The 20,283-nt window shown below is 66.7% G+C and carries 15 protein-coding genes; 13 read left to right on the top strand and 2 right to left on the bottom strand.

What is annotated here, in order from left to right; translation table 11 throughout:
• Positions 1–5: 5 nt before the first annotated feature.
• Entirely contained in the window at positions 6–914 is a 909-nt protein-coding gene (locus ACJH6I_RS07415; protein WP_318985748.1) for an ROK family protein, read from the top strand.
• On the opposite strand, the gene ACJH6I_RS07410 is transcribed toward ACJH6I_RS07415, so the two are convergent.
• Positions 815–1,243, bottom strand: coding sequence for a helix-turn-helix domain-containing protein (locus tag ACJH6I_RS07410; protein ID WP_318985749.1), 429 nt, complete (start codon positions 1,241–1,243; stop codon positions 815–817). The genes ACJH6I_RS07415 and ACJH6I_RS07410 overlap by 100 nt on opposite strands.
• Before the next feature lie 80 nt (positions 1,244–1,323).
• Between ACJH6I_RS07410 and ACJH6I_RS07405 the strand changes: the two genes are divergently transcribed.
• The 10 genes from ACJH6I_RS07405 (at position 1,324) to ACJH6I_RS07360 (ending at position 16,714) form a co-directional block, all read left to right on the top strand.
• On the top strand, positions 1,324–1,761 hold the full coding sequence (locus tag ACJH6I_RS07405; RefSeq protein WP_318985775.1) for a DUF1772 domain-containing protein: 438 nt from the start codon (positions 1,324–1,326) through the stop codon (positions 1,759–1,761).
• Between the two features lie 127 nt (positions 1,762–1,888).
• Positions 1,889–2,827, top strand: coding sequence for a methionyl-tRNA formyltransferase (locus tag ACJH6I_RS07400; RefSeq protein WP_318985750.1), 939 nt, complete (start codon positions 1,889–1,891; stop codon positions 2,825–2,827).
• Between the two features lie 4 nt (positions 2,828–2,831).
• The gene (locus ACJH6I_RS07395; protein ID WP_318985751.1) at positions 2,832–3,746 is read left to right on the top strand and encodes an ATP-grasp fold amidoligase family protein; all 915 of its coding nucleotides are present in this window, start codon (positions 2,832–2,834) and stop codon (positions 3,744–3,746) included.
• 251 nt (positions 3,747–3,997) lie between these two features.
• Positions 3,998–4,513, top strand: coding sequence for a 50S ribosomal protein L10 (rplJ, locus tag ACJH6I_RS07390; protein ID WP_212806942.1), 516 nt, complete (start codon positions 3,998–4,000; stop codon positions 4,511–4,513).
• A gap of 70 nt (positions 4,514–4,583) precedes the next feature.
• Positions 4,584–4,973 carry a 50S ribosomal protein L7/L12 gene (gene rplL / locus ACJH6I_RS07385; RefSeq protein WP_212806941.1) on the top strand — a complete coding sequence of 130 codons (390 nt, stop codon included), beginning with the start codon at positions 4,584–4,586 and terminating at the stop codon, positions 4,971–4,973.
• Between the two features lie 259 nt (positions 4,974–5,232).
• On the top strand, positions 5,233–6,255 hold the full coding sequence (locus tag ACJH6I_RS07380; protein WP_212806940.1) for an ABC transporter ATP-binding protein: 1,023 nt from the start codon (positions 5,233–5,235) through the stop codon (positions 6,253–6,255).
• A gap of 594 nt (positions 6,256–6,849) precedes the next feature.
• The gene (locus tag ACJH6I_RS07375; protein WP_406783893.1) at positions 6,850–10,335 is read left to right on the top strand and encodes a DNA-directed RNA polymerase subunit beta; all 3,486 of its coding nucleotides are present in this window, start codon (positions 6,850–6,852) and stop codon (positions 10,333–10,335) included.
• A 60-nt stretch (positions 10,336–10,395) separates the two neighbouring features.
• A complete protein-coding gene (locus ACJH6I_RS07370; RefSeq protein ID WP_064979228.1) occupies positions 10,396–14,352 on the top strand; it encodes a DNA-directed RNA polymerase subunit beta' in 3,957 nt (1,318 codons plus the stop codon).
• 168 nt (positions 14,353–14,520) lie between these two features.
• Positions 14,521–15,270, top strand: a complete 750-nt coding sequence (locus ACJH6I_RS07365) for a deoxyribonuclease IV (RefSeq protein ID WP_212806939.1) — start codon at positions 14,521–14,523, stop codon at positions 15,268–15,270.
• Positions 15,271–15,301: 31 nt separating this feature from the next.
• Entirely contained in the window at positions 15,302–16,714 is a 1,413-nt protein-coding gene (locus ACJH6I_RS07360) for an amino acid permease (protein ID WP_406783892.1), read from the top strand.
• A gap of 34 nt (positions 16,715–16,748) precedes the next feature.
• Here ACJH6I_RS07360 and ACJH6I_RS07355 read toward each other — a convergent pair whose 3' ends face one another.
• Positions 16,749–17,543 (bottom strand): MBL fold metallo-hydrolase, encoded by a 795-nt coding sequence (locus ACJH6I_RS07355; RefSeq protein ID WP_318985754.1) that lies wholly within the window; start codon positions 17,541–17,543, stop codon positions 16,749–16,751.
• A 153-nt stretch (positions 17,544–17,696) separates the two neighbouring features.
• On the opposite strand from ACJH6I_RS07355, the gene ACJH6I_RS07350 reads away from it, so the two are divergent.
• Both ACJH6I_RS07350 and ACJH6I_RS07345 read left to right on the top strand, forming a co-directional pair.
• Positions 17,697–19,319 carry an acyl-CoA dehydrogenase family protein gene (locus ACJH6I_RS07350; RefSeq protein WP_318985755.1) on the top strand — a complete coding sequence of 541 codons (1,623 nt, stop codon included), beginning with the start codon at positions 17,697–17,699 and terminating at the stop codon, positions 19,317–19,319.
• Positions 19,320–19,368: 49 nt separating this feature from the next.
• Entirely contained in the window at positions 19,369–20,283 is a 915-nt protein-coding gene (locus ACJH6I_RS07345) for a crotonase/enoyl-CoA hydratase family protein (RefSeq protein WP_406783891.1), read from the top strand.

Genomic DNA, 20,283 nt, shown 5'->3' with positions numbered 1-20,283 from the left:
GCACGATGTCCGACCTGACCCTCGCCCTCGACATCGGTGGCACGAAGATCGCCGCGGCCCTCGTCGACCCCGACGGCGCGCTCGTGCACCGCGAGCAGCTCCCCACCCCGCACGCCGACAGCGAGCAGGTGTGGGCGACGGTCGACGTGTTGATCGGGAACGCTCTCGCCGCCGCTGCCGGGCGGCCGGTGCGCGCCGTGGGCGTCGGCTGCGCCGGTCCGATCGATGTGGTCGCGGGCACGGTCAGCCCGCTCAATGTCGTTGCCTGGCGCCGGTTTCCGTTGATTCAGCGCCTCACCGAGCGCACCGGCCTGCCGGTGCGGCTGGCCGGCGACGTCGTCTGCCTGGCCATGGGCGAGCACTGGCGCGGGGCCGGGCAGGGGGCGCAGTTCCTGCTCGGCATGGTGGTGTCCACCGGTATCGGCGGCGGACTGGTGCAGGGCGGTGCGCCGTACCTCGGCCGCACCGGCAATGCCGGCCACATCGGCCACGTCGTCGTCGACCCCGACGGACCGCGCTGCGCCTGCGGCGGTCAGGGCTGCGTGGAGGCGGTGGCCTCGGGTCCGCACCTGGCGCGGTGGGCGCACGAGCACGGCTGGGACGCCCCGCCGGACGCCGATGCGAAGGCACTCGCCGAGGCCGCCGGGCGCGGGAATCCGATTGCGGTGCAGGCATTCTCGCGCGGTGCCGAGGCGATCGCCGTCGCCATCGCGTCGGCGGCCGCCGTCTGCGACCTGGACCTGGTGGTGATCGGCGGCGGCGTGGCGAATGCGGGGGAGGTGCTGTTCGGCCCGTTGCGGGCGGCGCTGCCGCGCTACGCCGGATTGAGCTTCCTGCGCGGCCTGCGGGTGGTGCCCGCCGAACTCGGCGGCGATGCCGGGCTCGTCGGCGCCGCGGCGTTGTGGCGGACCTGAGAAGCGTTGCGCTCCATGTGCTTTCGGCCCCAGTCGCACAGCGCCCACAACACCGGGCCCAGGGTCTTGCCGTACTCCGAGATCGAGTAGTGCACGCACGGCGGCACCGTGCCGGCGTCGTGCCGGTCGATGATGCCGTCGGCCACGAGCTCGTGCAGGTGCCGGATGAGCATGCGCTCGGTGATGCCGGGAATGCTGCGGCGGAGCTCGGCGGTGCGCATCGGCCCGTCCGTGAGCCGCCACAGAATGGTGCCCTTCCAGCGGCCGTCGACCACCGACAGGGCGGCGTCGATCGGGCACTCACCGACTTCCTTCTTCGACACCGCCACGATGCACTCCCGTCGTCGCCTCTACTGACTAATTTGTCAGTACCTTGTTTTTTGTCAGTGTAGTGACCAGGCTCGATGTCATGGAGCACATCGCGCAAGTTCTCACCGTGATCGTCGTCGGCACGCTCGTCGGCGTGGAGTTCGGCGTCGCCGCGTTCACCAACCCGATCCTGGAACGGCTGCCCGACGACGCCTACCGTCAGGCGCGCGCGACGGGCAGCAGGCTCCTCGGGACGGTGATGCCGTTCTGGTACATCGCCGCGGCGGTGCTGCTGGTCGGCGATGCCGTGCTCGTGCCGGCGCCACTCCCCATCGCCGCCGTCGCGGTGATGGGCGTGGTGATGGCCCTGACGCTCACCACGCTGGTGCCGATCAACAACCGCGTCGCGGCGTGGGCGGGTGCTGGCCCTGGCGAGACGCCGACAAGTCGGGAACTCGCTCACCGCTGGGATCGGCTGCACTGGGTACGGGTGGCGCTGTTGCTGGCCGCGTTTGTCCTGGTCACGGTTCCGCGCTGACGAGACTGTGAACTACCTGGAGGGGTAGGCAACAAACTTAGGCAAGACTTAGCTAAGTTGATCTTGTTTAACGGTGGGTGAACAACTCTTCACACGCCAGCAGAATCTGACTTAGTGAGGTATTGGCATGCGCGTCGTCTTCTTCGGTTTCCAGACGTGGGGGGTCAAGACGCTGCAGGCGCTGATCGATCTGGGACACGACGTGCCGATGGTCGTCACGCACCCGACCAGCACGGAGTCGTACAAGGCGATCTTCTCGGACTCCGTCGAGGAACTCGCCCAGGCACACGACATCCCGGTCCACCTGACCATGCGCGCCGACCACGAGACCATCGACCTGGTCAAGCGCTCCGAACCCGACGTCATCGTCGTCAACAGCTGGTACACGCGGATGACGGACGAGCTCTACGACCTGCCGCCGTACGGCACCCTGAACCTGCACGACTCCCTGCTGCCGAAGGGCACCGGTTTCTCCCCGGTCATCTGGTCGCTGATCAGCGGTGAATCGCACATCGGCCTGACCATTCACCGCATGAACGCCGAGCTCGACGCCGGTGACATCCTGGTCCAGCGCTCGCTGTCCATCGGGCCCGACGACACCGGCACCGAACTGGTGATGCGTGGCATCGACCTGATCCCCGGCGCGCTGGACGAGGCGCTGACCGCGCTGGAAGCCGGCACCGCACAGTGGCGTCCGCAGGACAAGGCCGAGCGGACCTACTTCCACAAGCGCTCCGAGCGCGACAGCCTCATCGACTGGAGCTGGCCGGCCGAGGATCTCGAGCGGCTCGTCCGCGCGCTGTCGGACCCCTACCCGCGCGCGTTCACCTTCTACCGCGGTGAGCGGATCGAGGTGCTCGAGTCCAATGTGTCCGAAATCCGCTATGGCGGCACCCCGGGCCGCGTGATCGTGCAGGAGGGCGGCGGCGCGGTGGTGTGCGGCACGCACGCCCACCGCGGCGGCAACCTCGGCCTGGTCATCACGCGGCTCCGCACGGCCGACGGGGTGGAGCACGGGGGAGCGGAGTTCTTCCGCCGCGGCGGTTACCTCACCAGCGAGGCCTGAACCCGTGCCGCCGCTGCTCACATACATCGCGACGCCGGCGTGGCTCATGTCCGTCCGGCGCCGGATGCTCGCGCTGATCCCGGTCCGGTTCCTGCGGCACGTCCTCTATCTCTTGATGATCCGCAGGCGGGGCAACTTCGACGAGCCCGAGACCTTCAACGAGAAGGTGAACTGGCGCATCTTCCACGATCGGCGGGACCGGATCGTCAGGGCCTGCGACAAGATGTGGATGAAGGAGATGGCGCGCGCGGCGTATCCCGGCGCCGATCTCCGGATTCCCGCCACGTACTGGTCCGGTACCGACCTGCGCGACGCACCGGACCTGGCGTCGCTGCCGCCCTGGGTGCTCAAGCCCAATGCCAGCAGTGGCCAGGCGCTGTTCGGCCCCGACCCGCAGCTGGATCTGGCCCGCCTGCGGGACCAGACCAGGAGCTGGTTCCAGGAAACGCCCCTGGAGCTCGGCGAGTGGGGCTACAGCAAAGCGCGCCCCTTGTTGCTGCTCGAGGAACGCATCCCGACCCCGGACGGCGAAGCGCCCGTCGACTACAAGTTCTTCGTCTTCGACGGCCGCGTCGAGCTGATCCAGGTGAACCGGGGCCGGTTCGCCGAGAAGCAGACCACCACCTTCCTGGACGCCGACTGGCGTCAGCTGCCCGTGCGGTGGCGTATTCACCCGGTCGCCCCCGAGGAACGGCCCGTCGAACTGGACAAGATGCTGGAGATCGCGAGCGTCCTCGGCGCCGACTGGGATTTCATCCGCGTCGACCTCTACGCCGTGGACGGCGACGTGTGGTTCGGCGAGTACACCCCGTACCCGGGCACGGGCATGCTGCGCTACGAACCCATGAGCTTCGACCTCGAGCAGGGCCGGCACTGGCGGCTGCCGGCACCGGATGCGGTGCGCCGCGGGCAGCCGTAGCCCCCGGCACCGCCGTTTTGGCTGATCGGCAGGCGATCGGCTACTCTTGTGCAGTTCCACCGAAGACCGTCGGTCACCAAGTAATTGGTTGAAGGTCCAGGCAACGCCTGGCGGCCCACGCAGGAGGACGAGGTTTTCAGAGTTTTTCATTCTGCGCGCCCCGACCTTTCTGTGTCGGGGCGCTCTGCGTTTCCGGGCCGAATCCCCGGCAGTCTCCAGTGGGCCGATGAATACACCACAAGGAGGCATGTATGGCCAAGGCTGACAAAGCCACTGCGGTCGCTGACATTGCCGAACAGTTCAAGGCCTCGACGGCCACTGTCGTGACCGAGTACCGCGGTCTGACGGTTGCCGATCTCGCCGAGCTGCGTCGTTCCCTCGGTGCCGCGACGACCTACACGGTCGCCAAGAACACCCTGGTCAAGCGCGCCGCTTCGGAGGCCGGAGTCGAGGGCCTCGACGACCTGTTCGCAGGTCCGACCGCCATCGCGTTCATCACCGGCGAGCCGGTCGATGCCGCGAAGGCAATCAAGAAGTTCGCGAAGGATCACAAGCAGCTCGTCATCAAGGGCGGCTACATGGACGGCGCTGCGCTGTCCGTGGCCCAGGTGGAGAAGATCGCCGACCTCGAGTCGCGCGAAGTGCTGCTGTCCAAGCTGGCCGGCGCCATGAAGGCAAAGCAGTCTCAGACCGCCGCGCTGTTCGCCGCGCCCGCGTCTCAGATCGCCCGCCTGGCGGCCGCTCTGCAGGACAAGAAGGCTTCCTAGAAGCCTCAGTGCCGGCTGTCCAACCGCGCACTAGACCAACAAAACACAGAAACAAGGAAGGACCATTCACATGGCCAAGCTGTCCACCGAAGAACTGCTCGACGCGTTCAAGGAAATGACCCTGCTGGAGCTCTCGGAGTTCGTGAAGCAGTTCGAGGAGACCTTCGACGTCACCGCCGCCGCTCCGGTCGCCGTTGCCGCCGCCCCCGCCGCCGGTGGCGCTGCCGCTGAGGCCGGCGAAGAGCAGTCCGAGTTCGACGTCATCCTCGAGGGTGCCGGCGACAAGAAGATCGGCGTCATCAAGGTCGTCCGCGAGATCGTTTCCGGCCTGGGCCTGAAGGAAGCCAAGGACCTGGTCGACGGCGCCCCCAAGCCGCTGCTGGAGAAGGTCTCGAAGGAGGCCGCCGAGGACGCCAAGGCCAAGCTCGAGGCTGCCGGCGCTTCGGTGTCCGTCAAGTAAGTTCGCCAGAACTGACGTTTTCCCCCGGAGTCCCTTGTGGACTCCGGGGGATTTCGCTTTTCAGGGGATATAAATCGGGGCATTTCGGACCATTCGGGGGACGATGGAGTAGTTGGCTCCGCGCCCATCGGGGTGACTTTGTGGCGGGCCGTCCGATAGTTGGAACAAGGTGCAACAGGCCGCGATCGATGCGCTACAGTGACTCAAGCCACAGGCAGGGCAGCAAATGGCGCGCGAGCGCTGGCGGAAGGGATCTCACGTGGGCGTTCAAATCGACGTAACGGGACTGAGCAAGTCCTTTGGGTCGTCGAAGATTTGGGAAGACGTCACCTTGACCATTCCCGCCGGTGAGGTCAGCGTCATGCTGGGCCCGTCCGGTACCGGTAAGTCGGTGTTCCTGAAGTCCCTGATCGGCCTGCTGCGCCCCGAGCGCGGCTCGATCGTCATCGACGGCACCAACATCATCGAGTGCTCGGCCAAGGAGCTCTACGAGATCCGCACCCTGTTCGGTGTGCTGTTCCAGGACGGCGCGCTGTTCGGCTCGATGAACATCTACGACAACACGGCCTTCCCGCTGCGCGAGCACACCAAGAAGTCCGAGTCCGAGATCCGCAAAATCGTCATGGAGAAGCTGGACGTCGTGGGTATGCCCAACGACGGTCACAAGTTCCCGGGCGAAATCTCCGGTGGTATGCGCAAGCGTGCCGGTCTGGCCCGCGCCCTCGTGCTCGACCCCAAGATCATCCTGGTCGACGAGCCGGACTCCGGTCTGGACCCAGTCCGTACCGCCTACCTGTCGCAGCTGCTGATCGACATCAACGCCCAGATCGACGCCACGGTCCTGATCGTTACCCACAACATCAACATCGTGCGTACGGTGCCGGACAACATCGGCATGCTCTACCGCAAGCACCTGGTCATGTTCGGCCCCCGCGAGGTGCTGCTGACCAGTGAGGAGCCCGCGGTCAAGCAGTTCCTCAACGGTCGTCGTATCGGCCCGATCGGTATGTCCGAGGAGAAGGACGCCGCCACCGCCGCCGCCGAGCAGGCCGCGATCGATGCCGGTCACTCCGACGGTGGTGTCGAGGAGATCGAGGGCGTGCCGCCGCAGATCGCCGTCACCCCGGGTATGCCGGTCCGCCAGGCCGTCGCCCGTCGTCAGGCCCGGGTGCGCTCGATCCTGCACACCCTGCCGCCCGCCGCGCAGGCCGCCATCCTCGAGGACCTCAACAAGAGTGGCGCCAACGACGACCCGGTGACCGCCCAGATTCCGCGGGCCTGATCCGCAGAACGCCGAAAATCGCGCCCGGGCTGAACCAGCCCGGGCGCGATTTGTGTCGGCGGGCGGGCGCTGCGGGCGCCGCTGAGGCGTGGCGAGAGGGCGGACGGCCGGTGATCTTGGTCACGGCGCGTCCGTCGGGAACGGCGTGCGGGTGGCGCCTCGGCGCCCGCTGCGTCACGATGAGAGCGCCCCGGTTCGCCAGCTGCCGGCAAAACTCCACACCAAACACCGTGGCAAGTCTTGACTGACGCCCGCAAACGGGCCAATCTGTTGGGCAGCATGTATTCGAGAGTTGTGTTGATGGGTTCAGACGCCAGCCAGCGTTATCCGTTAGAACTCTCTCCAAACATGCCGTGGTTGAGGAATGCGCCGTCCTACGCTAATGTTGGACGTTGCGCTGGCTGCATCCTGCCCACCTCACCCGCACCTGACACCTTCTAGCCTGAGTCTTGCTCAGTGATCTAGACGCGTGCCCTGTGTCCTGTAAGGCCCGGACTGTGAGAACGCCAGCCGGACCGACGCAGATAGAGCGGCAATTCGGACCGGTTTCGACCGGCACCGGAATGGTCGCATCAGGTGCTGGAAGGACGCATCTTGGCAGTCTCTCGCGAGAGCAAGTCAGTAGATTCCAACAACTCCGTCCCAGGAGCGCCGAACCGAGTCTCGTTCGCCAAGCTGCGCGAACCACTTGAGGTTCCGGGCCTGCTCGATGTGCAGACGGATTCCTTCGAGTGGCTGATCGGCTCGGACCGCTGGCGCTCGAAGGCAGTCGACCGCGGTGACATCAATCCGGTCGGTGGCCTCGAAGAGGTCCTCGCCGAGCTGTCGCCGATCGAGGACTTCGCCGGCACCCTGTCGCTGAGCTTCTCCGACCCGCGCTTCGACGAGGTCAAGGCTCCGGTCGACGAGTGCAAGGAAAAGGACCAGACGTACGCGGCCCCGCTGTTCGTCACGGCTGAGTTCATCAACAACACCACCGGCGAGATCAAGAGCCAGACGGTCTTCATGGGTGACTTCCCGATGATGACCGAAAAGGGCACCTTCATCATCAACGGCACCGAGCGCGTCGTCGTGTCGCAGCTCGTCCGTTCGCCCGGTGTGTACTTCGACGAGTCCATCGACAAGGCCACCGAGAAGACCCTGCACAGCGTCAAGATCATCCCGGGCCGTGGCGCCTGGCTGGAGTTCGACGTCGACAAGCGCGACACCGTCGGTGTCCGCATCGACCGCAAGCGCCGCCAGCCCGTCACCGTGCTGCTGAAGGCACTCGGCTGGACCAACGAGCAGATCCGTGAGCGCTTCGGCTTCTCCGAGATCATGATGGGCACCCTCGAGAAGGACCCGACCGCCGGTCCCGACGAGGCGCTGCTGGACATCTACCGGAAGCTGCGCCCGGGCGAGCCGCCGACCAAGGAGTCGGCGCAGACCCTGCTGGAGAACCTGTTCTTCAAGGAGAAGCGTTACGACCTGGCCCGCGTGGGCCGGTACAAGGTCAACAAGAAGCTGGGCCTGCACGACGGCAACCCGGCCCAGGTGACCGCGACGACGCTGACCGAAGAGGACATCGTCGCCACCATCGAGTACCTGGTGCGCCTGCACGACGGTGACAAGACCATGACCGCCCCCGGCGGCGTCGAGGTCCCCGTCGAGGTCGACGACATCGACCACTTCGGCAACCGTCGTCTGCGCACCGTGGGCGAGCTGATCCAGAACCAGATCCGGGTCGGCCTGTCGCGTATGGAGCGCGTCGTCCGCGAGCGCATGACCACGCAGGACGTCGAGGCGATCACCCCGCAGACCCTGATCAACATCCGTCCCGTCGTGGCGGCGATCAAGGAGTTCTTCGGCACGTCGCAGCTGTCGCAGTTCATGGACCAGAACAACCCGCTGTCGGGTCTGACCCACAAGCGTCGTCTGTCGGCGCTGGGCCCCGGTGGTCTGTCCCGTGAGCGCGCCGGCCTCGAGGTCCGCGACGTCCACTCGTCGCACTACGGCCGCATGTGCCCGATCGAGACCCCTGAAGGCCCGAACATCGGTCTGATCGGCTCGCTGTCGGTGTACGCGCGGGTGAACCCGTTCGGCTTCATCGAGACCCCGTACCGCAAGGTCGTCGACGGCATCGTCACCGATCAGATCGACTACCTGACCGCCGACGAGGAGGACCGCCACGTCGTGGCGCAGGCCAACTCGCCGCTGGACGCGAACGGTCACTTCACCGAGGAGAAGATCCTCGTCCGTCGTAAGGGCGGCGAGGTCGAGTTCGTCTCGGCGAACGACGTCGACTACATGGACGTCTCGCCGCGCCAGATGGTGTCGGTCGCGACCGCGATGATCCCGTTCCTGGAGCACGACGACGCCAACCGCGCCCTGATGGGTGCGAACATGCAGCGTCAGGCGGTTCCGCTGGTGCGCAGCGAGGCCCCGCTGGTCGGTACCGGCATGGAGCTGCGTGCCGCCATCGACGCCGGTGACGTCGTCGTCGCCGACAAGTCGGGTGTCATCGAAGAGGTGTCCGCCGACTACGTCACCGTCATGGCTGACGACGGCTCGCGGCACACCTACCGGATGCGCAAGTTCAACCGCTCTAACCACGGCACGTGCGCCAACCAGCGCCCGATCGTGGACTCGGGTCAGCGTGTCGAGGCCGGCCAGGTCATCGCCGACGGCCCCTGCACCGAGAACGGTGAAATGGCCCTCGGTAAGAACCTGCTCGTGGCAGTCATGCCGTGGGAAGGCCACAACTACGAGGACGCCATCATCCTGAGCCAGCGGCTCGTGGAGCAGGACGTGCTCACCTCGATCCACATCGAGGAGCACGAGATCGATGCCCGCGACACCAAGCTGGGCGCCGAGGAGATCACCCGGGACATCCCGAACGTCTCCGATGAGGTGCTGGCTGACCTCGACGAGCGCGGCATCGTCCGCATCGGCGCCGAGGTCCGCGACGGCGACATCCTGGTCGGCAAGGTCACCCCGAAGGGTGAGACCGAGCTGACGCCGGAAGAGCGCCTGCTGCGTGCCATCTTCGGTGAGAAGGCCCGTGAGGTCCGCGACACCTCGCTGAAGGTGCCGCACGGTGAGTCCGGCAAGGTCATCGGCGTCCGCGTGTTCTCGCGCGAGGACGACGACGATCTGCCCGCCGGTGTCAACGAGCTGGTCCGCGTCTACGTGGCCCAGAAGCGCAAGATCTCCGACGGTGACAAGCTCGCCGGCCGCCACGGCAACAAGGGCGTCATCGGCAAGATCCTGCCGATCGAGGACATGCCGTTCATGCCTGACGGCACCCCGGTGGACATCATCCTGAACACGCACGGTGTGCCGCGTCGTATGAACATCGGCCAGATCCTGGAAACCCACCTCGGGTGGGTCGCCAAGGCCGGCTGGAACATCGAGGGCGAGCCCGAGTGGGCGGCGAACCTGCCCGAGGGCATGCACAGCGCGCCGCGCGACAGCATCGTCGCCACCCCGGTGTTCGACGGTGCCCGCGAGAACGAGCTGCAGGGCCTGCTGGGCTCGACGCTGCCGAACCGCGACGGCGACGTCATGGTCAACGCCGACGGCAAGGCCACGCTGTTCGACGGTCGTTCCGGCGAGCCGTTCCCGTACCCGGTCACGGTCGGCTACATGTACATCCTGAAGCTGCACCACCTGGTGGACGACAAGATTCACGCGCGTTCGACCGGTCCGTACTCGATGATCACCCAGCAGCCGCTCGGTGGTAAGGCGCAGTTCGGTGGCCAGCGGTTCGGTGAGATGGAGTGCTGGGCCATGCAGGCCTACGGTGCGGCGTACACGCTGCAGGAGCTGCTGACCATCAAGTCCGACGACACCGTCGGTCGCGTGAAGGTCTACGAGGCGATCGTCAAGGGCGAGAACATCCCCGAGCCGGGTATCCCGGAGTCGTTCAAGGTTCTGCTCAAGGAACTCCAGTCGCTGTGCCTCAACGTCGAGGTGCTGTCTTCGGACGGTGCCGCGATCGAGATGCGCGACAGCGACGACGAGGACCTGGAGCGCACCGCCGCGAACCTGGGTATCAACCTGTCGCGCAACGAGTCCGCGTCCGTCGAGGACCTCGCCTAAACCGTCCGCCCGTAGTCAGCTTTTTCTGATTCATACACCCGCAAGGGGAAAGGGAGTTACGTGCTAGACGTCAACTTCTTCGATGAACTCCGCATCGGCCTGGCCACCGCGGAAGACATCCGTAATTGGTCGTACGGCGAGGTCAAGAAGCCGGAGACCATCAACTACCGCACGCTCAAGCCGGAAAAGGACGGCCTGTTCTGCGAGAAGATCTTCGGACCTACTCGCGACTGGGAGTGCTACTGCGGTAAGTACAAGCGCGTCCGCTTCAAGGGCATCGTCTGCGAGCGCTGTGGCGTCGAGGTGACTCGTGCCAAGGTGCGTCGTGAGCGCATGGGCCACATCGAGCTGGCCGCGCCGGTCACCCACATCTGGTACTTCAAGGGCGTTCCGTCGCGCTTGGGCTACCTGCTGGACCTGGCCCCGAAGGATCTGGAAAAGATCATCTACTTCGCGGCCTACGTCATCACCTCGGTCGACACCGAGATGCGGCACAACGAGCTGTCGACGCTCGAGGCCGAGATGGTCGTCGAGAAGAAGGCCGTTGAAGATCAACGGGACCTCGATCTCGCCGAGCGCGCGCAGAAGCTCGAGCAGGACCTGGCCGAGCTGGAGAAGGAAGGCGCCAAGTCCGACGTCCGCCGCAAGGTGCGCGACGGTGGCGAGCGCGAGATGCGTCAGCTCCGCGACCGGGCCCAGCGTGAGCTGGACCGGCTCGACGAAATCTGGACCACCTTCACCAAGCTGGCCCCGAAGCAGCTCATCGTGGACGAGGTGCTGTACCGCGAGCTGCAGGACCGCTACGGCGAGTACTTCACCGGTGCCATGGGTGCCGAGTCGATCAAGAAGCTCATCGAGACCTTCGACATCGACGCCGAGGCCGAGTCGCTGCGCGACACCATCAAGAACGGCAAGGGCCAGAAGAAGCTGCGCGCCCTCAAGCGTCTGAAGGTCGTCGCCGCGTTCCAGCAGTCCGGCAACTCGCCCATGGGCATGGTGCTCGACGCCGTTCCGGTGATCCCGCCGGAGCTGCGCCCGATGGTTCAGCTGGACGGTGGCCGCTTCGCGACCTCCGACCTGAACGACCTCTACCGCCGCGTCATCAACCGCAACAACCGGTTGAAGCGACTGATCGACCTCGGTGCGCCCGAGATCATCGTCAACAACGAAAAGCGCATGCTGCAGGAGTCTGTGGACGCGCTGTTCGACAACGGCCGTCGTGGCCGGCCGGTCACCGGTCCGGGCAACCGTCCGCTCAAGTCGCTGTCCGACCTGCTCAAGGGCAAGCAGGGCCGCTTCCGTCAGAACCTGCTGGGTAAGCGCGTCGACTACTCGGGCCGTTCGGTCATCGTCGTCGGCCCGCAGCTCAAGCTGCACCAGTGTGGTCTGCCGAAGCTCATGGCCCTCGAGCTGTTCAAGCCGTTCGTGATGAAGCGTCTGGTCGACCTGAATCACGCGCAGAACATCAAGAGCGCCAAGCGCATGGTCGAGCGTCAGCGTCCCCAGGTGTGGGATGTCCTCGAAGAGGTCATCGCCGAGCACCCGGTGCTGCTGAACCGTGCACCTACGCTGCACCGCCTGGGTATCCAGGCCTTCGAGCCGCAGCTGGTGGAAGGCAAGGCCATCCAGCTGCACCCGCTGGTGTGTGAGGCGTTCAACGCCGACTTCGACGGTGACCAGATGGCCGTGCACCTCCCGCTGTCGGCGGAGGCGCAGGCCGAGGCGCGCATCCTGATGCTGTCGTCGAACAACATCCTGTCGCCGGCGTCGGGCCGCCCGCTCGCCATGCCGCGTCTGGACATGGTGACCGGTCTGTTCTTCCTGACCACGCAGATCGACGGTGACCTCGGCGAGTTCACGCCGGCCACCAACGATCAGCCGGAGACCGGCGTCTACAGCAGCCCGGCCGAGGCCATCATGGCCATGGACCGCGGTGCGCTGTCGGTGCGCGCGAAGATCAAGGTCCGCCTGACGCACCTGCGTCCGCCGGCCGAGATCGAGCAGCAGCTGTTCGAGAACGGCTGGAAGCCGGGCGACGCGTGGACCGCGGAGACCACCCTGGGTCGCGTGCTCTTCAACGAGCTGCTGCCGAAGGGCTACCCGTTCGTCGACAAGCAGATGCACAAGAAGGTCCAGGCGGCGATCATCAACGATCTCGCCGAGCGCTACCCGATGATCGTCGTGGCGCAGACCGTCGACAAGCTGAAGGACGCCGGTTTCCACTGGGCGACCCGCTCGGGCGTGACGGTCTCGATGGCCGACGTTCTGGTGCCGCCGCAGAAGCAGGAAATCCTGGAGCGCTACGAGGGCCAGGCCGACGCGATCGAGAAGAAGTACCAGCGCGGTGGTCTGAACCATGAGGAGCGCAACGAGTCGCTGGTCAAGATCTGGCAGCAGGCCACGGAAGAGGTCGGTAAGGCTCTGGAGGACTACTACCCGGCGGACAACCCGATCATCACGATCGTGAAGTCGGGCGCCACGGGTAACCTCACCCAGACCCGCACCCTGGCCGGCATGAAGGGTCTGGTGACGAACCCGAAGGGTGAGTTCATCCCGCGGCCCATCAAGTCGTCCTTCCGCGAGGGCCTGACGGTGTTGGAGTACTTCATCAACACCCACGGTGCTCGTAAGGGTCTGGCCGATACCGCTCTGCGTACCGCCGACTCGGGCTACCTGACCCGTCGTCTGGTCGACGTGTCGCAGGACGTCATCGTCCGCGAGACCGACTGTGAGACCGAGCGCGGCGTCATCGTCACGCTGGCCGAGGTCCAGGCCGACGGTTCGCTGGTGCGCGATGCGCACGTCGAGACGTCCGCCTACGCGCGGACCCTGGCCACCGATGCGGTCGACGCGAACGGCAACGTCATCGTCGAGCGCGGCCACGATCTCGGTGACCCGGCGATCGAGGCCCTGCTGGCTGCGGGTATCTCGACGGTCAAGGTGCGTTCGGTGCTGACCTGTGCCACCGGCACCGGTGTGTGTGCCAAGTGCTACGGCCGCTCGATGGCCACCGGCAAGCTGGTCGACATCGGCGAGGCCGTCGGTATCGTCGCCGCCCAGTCCATCGGTGAGCCCGGTACCCAGCTGACGATGCGTACCTTCCACCAGGGTGGTGTTACCGGTGGCGCCGACATCGTCGGTGGTCTGCCGCGCGTCCAGGAGCTGTTCGAGGCCCGCGTGCCCCGCAACGTCGCTCCGATCGCCGACGTGGCCGGCCGGGTGCAGCTGGAAGAGGACGACAAGTTCTACAAGATCACCATCGTTCCCGACGATGGTGGCGAGGAAGTCGTCTACGACAAGCTGCCGCGTCGTAACCGCCGCCTGCGCGTCTTCAAGCACGACGACGGCACCGAGCGCCTGTTGGCCGATGGTGACCACGTCGAGGTCGGCCAGCAGCTCATGGAGGGTTCGGCGAACCCCCACGAGGTGCTCCGCGTCCAGGGCCCCCGCGAGGTGCAGATTCACCTCGTCAAGGAGGTCCAGGAGGTCTACCGCGCACAGGGTGTGTCGATCCACGACAAGCACATCGAGGTCATCGTTCGCCAGATGCTGCGTCGCGTGACGATCATCGACTCGGGCTCGACGGAGTTCCTGCCCGGTTCGCTGACCGAGCGCAGCGAGTTCGAGACCGAGAACCGTCGCGTCGTGGCCGAGGGTGGCGAGCCCGCGGCCGGACGTCCGGTGCTGATGGGTATCACGAAGGCATCGCTGGCCACGGACTCGTGGCTGTCGGCGGCGTCGTTCCAGGAGACCACTCGCGTGCTGACCGATGCGGCGATCAACTGCCGTAGCGACAAGCTGCAGGGTCTGAAGGAGAACGTGATCATCGGTAAGTTGATCCCGGCTGGTACGGGCATCAACCGGTACCGCAACATCCAGGTCCAGCCGACCGAGGAAGCCCGCGCTGCGGCGTACACGATCCCGTCCTACGAGGATCAGTACTACAGCCCGGACTTCGGTCAGGCCACTGGTGCTGCCGTGCCGCTGGATGACTACGGCTACAGCGACTACCGCTAATCAGTCGAGGAAAAGGCCCCCGCTCTGCGCGGGGGCCTTTTTCATTTCCGGGTGTCCTGACCTCCGACCGAGCGATTCTGAACGCCGACCCGAGGCCCCTCGCCGGTCAACGCGTCGACGTGGCCCGCGGCATGGGTTCATGCGCGCCGCGCAACTAGGCTGGGCCACATGCTGATTGGTTCGCACGTCGACAACACCGATCCTCTGGCCGCGGCCGCTGCCGACGGCGCCGATGTGGTGCAGTTCTTCCTGGGCAACCCGCAGAGCTGGAAGAAGCCCGCGCCCCGCGAGGACGCCGAGATCCTGCGGGCGTCGACGGTGCCGCTGTACGTCCACGCGCCGTACCTGATCAACGTCGCGTCGGCCAACAACAAGGTGCGCATCCCGTCGCGCAAGATCCTGCAGGACACGTGCGATGCCGCGTCCGAGATCGGCGCGACGGCCGTGATCGTGCACGGCGGTCATGCCGACGACAACGACATGGAGGCCGGCTTCGAGCGGTGGGTGAAGGCGCTCGACGCCCTCAAGACCGACATGCCCGTGTACCTGGAGAACACCGCCGGCGGCGATCACGCCATGGCGCGGCACTTCGACACCATCGCCCGGCTGTGGGACCGCATCGGCGACAAGGGCATCGGTTTCTGCCTGGACACCTGCCATGCCTGGGCGGCGGGGGAGGCGCTGGTCGACGCGGTCGAGCGCATCAAGTCCATCACCGGCCGGATCGATCTGGTGCACTGCAACGACTCCCGGGACGCCGCCGGTTCCGGCGCCGACCGGCACGCGAATTTCGGTTCGGGCCAGATCGACCCGCAGTTGCTGGCAGCGGTGGTGCGCGCCGCCGACGCTCCCGTCATCTGCGAGACGTCCGAGGACGGCCGGAAGGACGACATCGCGTTCCTGCGCGAGAACGTTTAGTCGGCACCGACAATTGTGATAAACCCGTCGGGTGCAAGACGCCAACACTGAGGTAACAGAGACACCCGACGCCGGTTACGAGCGCGGTCTGTCCGCCAGAACCGTGCAGATGATCGCGATCGGCGGGGCCATCGGCACCGGCCTCTTCTACGGCGCCGGCGGCGCCATCGAGAAGGCCGGTCCCGCGCTGATCCTGGCGTACCTGGCGGCCGGCCTGGCCGTGTTCGTCATCATGCGGGCGCTCGGTGAGCTGCTGGTGTACCGCCCGGTGTCGGGCAGCATCTCGGAATACGCCGAGGAGTTCATGGGCCGGTTCGCCGGTTTCGCGAACGGCTGGACGTACTGGGCGGTGTGGGCCACGACGTGCATGGCCGAGATCACGGTGGCCGGCAAGTATGTGCAGTACTGGCCGTGGGGGCACGACATCCCGCAGTGGGTGACGGCGCTGGTCGTGCTGCTGGTGCTGTTCGCGGCCAACCTGATCTCGGTGAAGATTTTCGGTGAGGCCGAGTTCTGGTTCTCGATGATCAAGGTGACCGCGATCATCGGCATGATCATCATCGGCATCGGTGTGCTGCTGCCGATCGCCGGTTTCGGCCCGGCCACCGGACCGAGCGTGACCAACCTCTGGAACGACGGCGGCTTCTTCCCGACGGGCTTCAGCTCGGCGTTGCTGAGCCTGCAGATCGTGGTGTTCGCCTACGTCGGTGTCGAGCTCGTGGGTGTCACCGCGGGCGAGGCCGAGAACCCGAAGGTGACGCTGCGCAAGGCCATCAACACGCTGCCCTTCCGCATCGGCCTGTTCTACGTCGGCGCGTTGATCGTGATCCTGTCGGTGCAGGGCTGGCGGAACTACCACGCCGGCCACAGCCCGTTCGTCGCGGTTTTCCAGTACCTCAACATCCCGGCCGCCGCGGGCATCGTGAACTTCATCCTGCTCACCGCGGCGCTGTCGTCGTGCAACTCGGGCATCTATTCGACGGGCCGCATGGTGCGCAGCCTCGCGCAGCGCGGTGACGCGCCCGCCGGTCTGCAGGCGCTGAGCAGCCGGCACGTGCCGATGCTCGCCATCTGCTTCTCGGCCCTGACCATGGGCGTCGGTGTCCTGGTGAACTACCTGTCGCCGGACAAGGCGTTCGCCTACATCACCTCGGTGTCGACCATCGGCATCATCTTCGTGTGGGGCTCGATCCCGGTGTCGCACTTCATCTATCGCCAGCGGGTGGCCGCCGGTGTGTTGCCGGCGTCGGACTACCGCCTGCCGGGCGCGCCGTACACGACGTTCCTGGCGCTCGGGTTCCTGGCACTCGTCGTCGTGCTGCTGTTCTTCACCGACGACGGACGGACCGCGATCCTGGTGGGTGCCATCTGGTTCGTCATCGTGACGCTGGGTTACTTCGTGCACCGTGGCGACCGCGCGACCGAGGTCGTGGCGCGGCACTAGCGAATCGCGGCTCCACGACGCGGGTCGGCACCGTTCACGGCTGCAACGACAGCCAGGTGCCGTGGTCGGCGACGCGCAGGGCCGCGGTGATGCCGGCGTCGTCGAAGGCACGGGCGATGTCGTCGCGGCCTTCGGTGAAGTGTGCCCAACCGTCGTAGTGGACAGGGATGTTGACCGGGGCGCCCAGGACCGCGGCGGCGGCCGCGGTTCGGATGCTGTCGAGACTGACCGCCCGATGCCGGAACTTGCCGGGCACGCGAGCGGCACCGGCGTGCAGGATGGCTGCGTCGATGGTGCCGATGCGACGGGCGATCTCGCCGACAGTCCGGAGAGAGGCGTTGTCGCCGCTGATGTAGACCGTGGGCAGTGCGGTACCGGAAAGCACGAACCCGATGACTTCGCAGTTGACGTACCCGTCGGGGTCGCGGTCGCCGTCTTCGGGACCGTGGACGGCAGGGACGGCGGTGACGTTGAGCTCGCCGGTGTCGGGCCGGGTGAGGGTGTAGGTGCTCCACGGTCGCAACCCGACAGCCGGCGTGCCCAGTCGCCTGGCTGCGCCGATCGTGGTGAGCAGGACCGGTGCGTTCTCGGCGAAGGCGCGGCCGCGCTCGTCGAAGTTGTCAACGTGGTTGTCGTGGCTGACGAGGACGACGTCGACGGCGCCGATCTGCTCCTCGGTGACGGTCGGGCCGCGGGTTTTCGTCAAGTACCCCTGCGGGCCGGGGGCGTCGAAGGTCGGGTCGCTGACGATGCGTAGGCCGCCGAGATCGAGCACGGTGGTCGGGCCGCCGACGACCAGCGCAGCGCAATCCTGTCGGGCCAGAGGCATGGTGGGACTCCTGGGAGTTGCGTGTCTGCTGACATTCATCGTTCAGCTCCGCCGCGAGTGTATTGAGATTTCTCCACTTGATCGCCGGACCGCATTCCGCCATTCATATATACAGTTCTTGTGCGACTGTCGTAAAAATGTAATAGTGGGGACATGGCCGATACCCATGTCGTGACCAATCAGGTCCCGCCGCTGGAGAACTACAACCCCGCCACCTTCCCGGCGCTCGCCGAGGCCCTCATCGGCGAAGGCGGGGAGTGGGGTGTCGACGAGGTCCACGAGGTCGGTGCGCTCGGCGGCAGCCGGGTCGCGCAGCGCTGGGGTGAGCTCGCGGACCGCAACGTCCCGATCCTGCACACGCACGACCGCTACGGGCACCGCGTCGACGAGGTCGAATACGACCCCGCCTACCACCAGCTGATGAACGCCGCGGTGACGCACGGCCTGCACGGCGCCCCGTGGGCCGACGACCGTCCCGGTGCGCACGTCGTCCGCGCGGCGAAGATGTCGGCCTGGACCCCGGAGCCGGGCCACGTCTGCCCGATCTCGATGACGTACGCCGTCGTCCCGGCACTGCGGTTCAACCCCGAACTGGCCAAGGTCTACGAACCGCTGCTGACCAGCCGGGTCTACGACCCCGAGCTGAAAGTGCCTGCCACCAAAGCCGGTATCACCGCCGGCATGTCGATGACCGAGAAGCAGGGCGGCTCCGACGTGCGCGCCGGCACCACGCAGGCCACGCCCAACGGTGACGGCAGCTACTCGCTGCGCGGCCACAAGTGGTTCACCTCGGCGCCGATGGGCGACATGTTCCTCGTCCTCGCGCAGGCACCGGGCGGACTGTCGTGCTTCTTCCTGCCCCGCGTCCTGCCCGACGGCACCCGCAACCGCATGTTCATCCAGCGGCTCAAGGACAAGCTCGGAAACCACGCCAACGCCTCCAGCGAGATCGAGTACGACGGCGCGACCGTCTGGCTCGTCGGCGAGGAGGGCCGCGGCGTGCCGACCATCATCGAGATGGTCAACCTGACCCGCCTGGACTGCACGCTCGGCAGCGCCACCAGCATGCGCACCGGCCTGACCCAGGCCGTGCACCACGCCCAGCACCGCAAGGCGTTCGGCGCCTACCTGATCGACCAGCCGCTGATGCGCAACGTGCTGGCCGACATGGCCGTCGAAGCCGAGGCCGCCACCATGCTGGCGATGCGCATGGCCGGCGCCACCGACCGCGCCGTCCGCGGTGACGAACGCGAAAGCCTGTTCCGCCGCATCGGTCTGGCCGCGGCCAAGTACTGGGTGTGCAAGCGGGCGACGCCGCACGCCGCGGAGGCCATGGAGTGCTTCGGCGGCAACGGTTACGCCGAGGAATCGGGTATGCCGCGGCTCTACCGCGAGGCCCCGCTGATGGGCATCTGGGAAGGCTCGGGCAACGTCAGCGCGCTCGACACGCTGCGCGCCATGGCGACCAAGCCCGAGTGCATCGAGGTGCTGTTCGACGAGTTGGCGCAGGCGCGGGACCCGCGCCTGGACACCCACGTCAACGCGCTCAAGGCGCAGCTCACCGATCCGGCGACCCTCGAATACCGCGGCCGCAAGGTGGCCGAGGACATCTCGCTGGCGCTGCAGGGCGCGCTGCTGGTGCGTCACGGGCACCCCGCGGTGGCCGAGGCGTTCCTCGTCAGCCGTCTCGACCGCCAGTGGGGCGGCGCGTTCGGCACCCTGCCGACGGGCCTCGACCTTGCGCCCATCATCGAACGCGCCCTCGTCAAGGGCTGATTTTCTACTGCCGAGCAGACGTAAGACTGCTCGCGGGAAGGCTGAGCTGGTGGATTTCGACAACCTGAAGACCATGACCTACGAGGTCACCGATCGCGTCGCGCGGATCACCTTCAACCGTCCGGAGAAGGGCAACTCGATCGTCGCGGACACACCGCTGGAACTCGCCGCGTGCGTCGAACGCGCTGATCTCGACCCGAACGTGCACGTGATCCTGGTGTCCGGCCGCGGCGAAGGCTTCTGTGCGGGTTTCGATCTGAGCGCCTACGCCGACGGCACCGGGGCCGCCGGCGGCTCCGAGCACCAGGGCACCGTGCTCGACGGCCACACGCAGGCCGTCAACCATCTGCCGAACCAGCCCTGGGATCCGATGATCGACTACCAGATGATGAGCCGGTTCGTCCGTGGCTTCTCCAGCCTGATGCACTGCGACAAACCGACCGTCGTGAAAATCCACGGTTACTGCGTGGCCGGCGGTACCGACATCGCGCTGCACGCCGACCAGGTGATCGCGGCCTCCGACGCCAAGATCGGCTACCCCCCGATGCGGGTGTGGGGCGTGCCGGCGGGCGGGTTGTGGGCGCATCGCCTGGGTGACCAGCGCGCGAAACGTCTGCTGTTCACGGGGGATTGCATCACCGGGGCGCAGGCCGCCGAATGGGGTCTGGCGGTCGAGGCCCCGGAGCCCGAGGACCTCGACGAGCGCACCGAGCGGCTCGTCGCGCGCATTGCGGCGATGCCGGTGAACCAGCTGATCATGGCGAAGCTGGCGTGCAATACCTCGCTGCTGCAGCAGGGCGTCGCGACCAGCCGGATGGTCAGCACGGTGTTCGACGGCATCGCCCGGCACACGCCCGAGGGACATGCCTTCGTCGCCGACGCCGTCGAGCACGGGTTCCGGCAGGCGGTGCGGCACCGCGACGAGCCCTTCGGTGATGCGGGCCGGGTGGCCTCCGGGGTCTGA

The organism is Mycobacterium sp. SMC-13 (assembly GCF_045311035.1).
Lineage (GTDB): Bacteria > Actinomycetota > Actinomycetes > Mycobacteriales > Mycobacteriaceae > Mycobacterium.
The sequence above is the reverse complement of the archived record's forward strand: the minus strand, read 5'-3'. Positions and strand labels throughout refer to the sequence as shown.

Bases quoted from the DNA above. Each gene is read 5' to 3' on its own strand.
- ACJH6I_RS07415 (WP_318985748.1), top strand. From the start codon at position 6: ATGTCCGACCTGACCCTCGCCCTCGACATCGGTGGCACGAAGATCGCC.
- ACJH6I_RS07405 (WP_318985775.1), top strand. From the start codon at position 1,324: ATGGAGCACATCGCGCAAGTTCTCACCGTGATCGTCGTCGGCACGCTC.
- ACJH6I_RS07400 (WP_318985750.1), top strand. From the start codon at position 1,889: ATGCGCGTCGTCTTCTTCGGTTTCCAGACGTGGGGGGTCAAGACGCTG.
- rplJ (WP_212806942.1), top strand. From the start codon at position 3,998: ATGGCCAAGGCTGACAAAGCCACTGCGGTCGCTGACATTGCCGAACAG.
- rplL (WP_212806941.1), top strand. From the start codon at position 4,584: ATGGCCAAGCTGTCCACCGAAGAACTGCTCGACGCGTTCAAGGAAATG.
- ACJH6I_RS07365 (WP_212806939.1), top strand. From the start codon at position 14,521: ATGCTGATTGGTTCGCACGTCGACAACACCGATCCTCTGGCCGCGGCC.
- ACJH6I_RS07355 (WP_318985754.1), bottom strand. From the start codon at position 17,543: ATGCCTCTGGCCCGACAGGATTGCGCTGCGCTGGTCGTCGGCGGCCCG.
- ACJH6I_RS07350 (WP_318985755.1), top strand. From the start codon at position 17,697: ATGGCCGATACCCATGTCGTGACCAATCAGGTCCCGCCGCTGGAGAAC.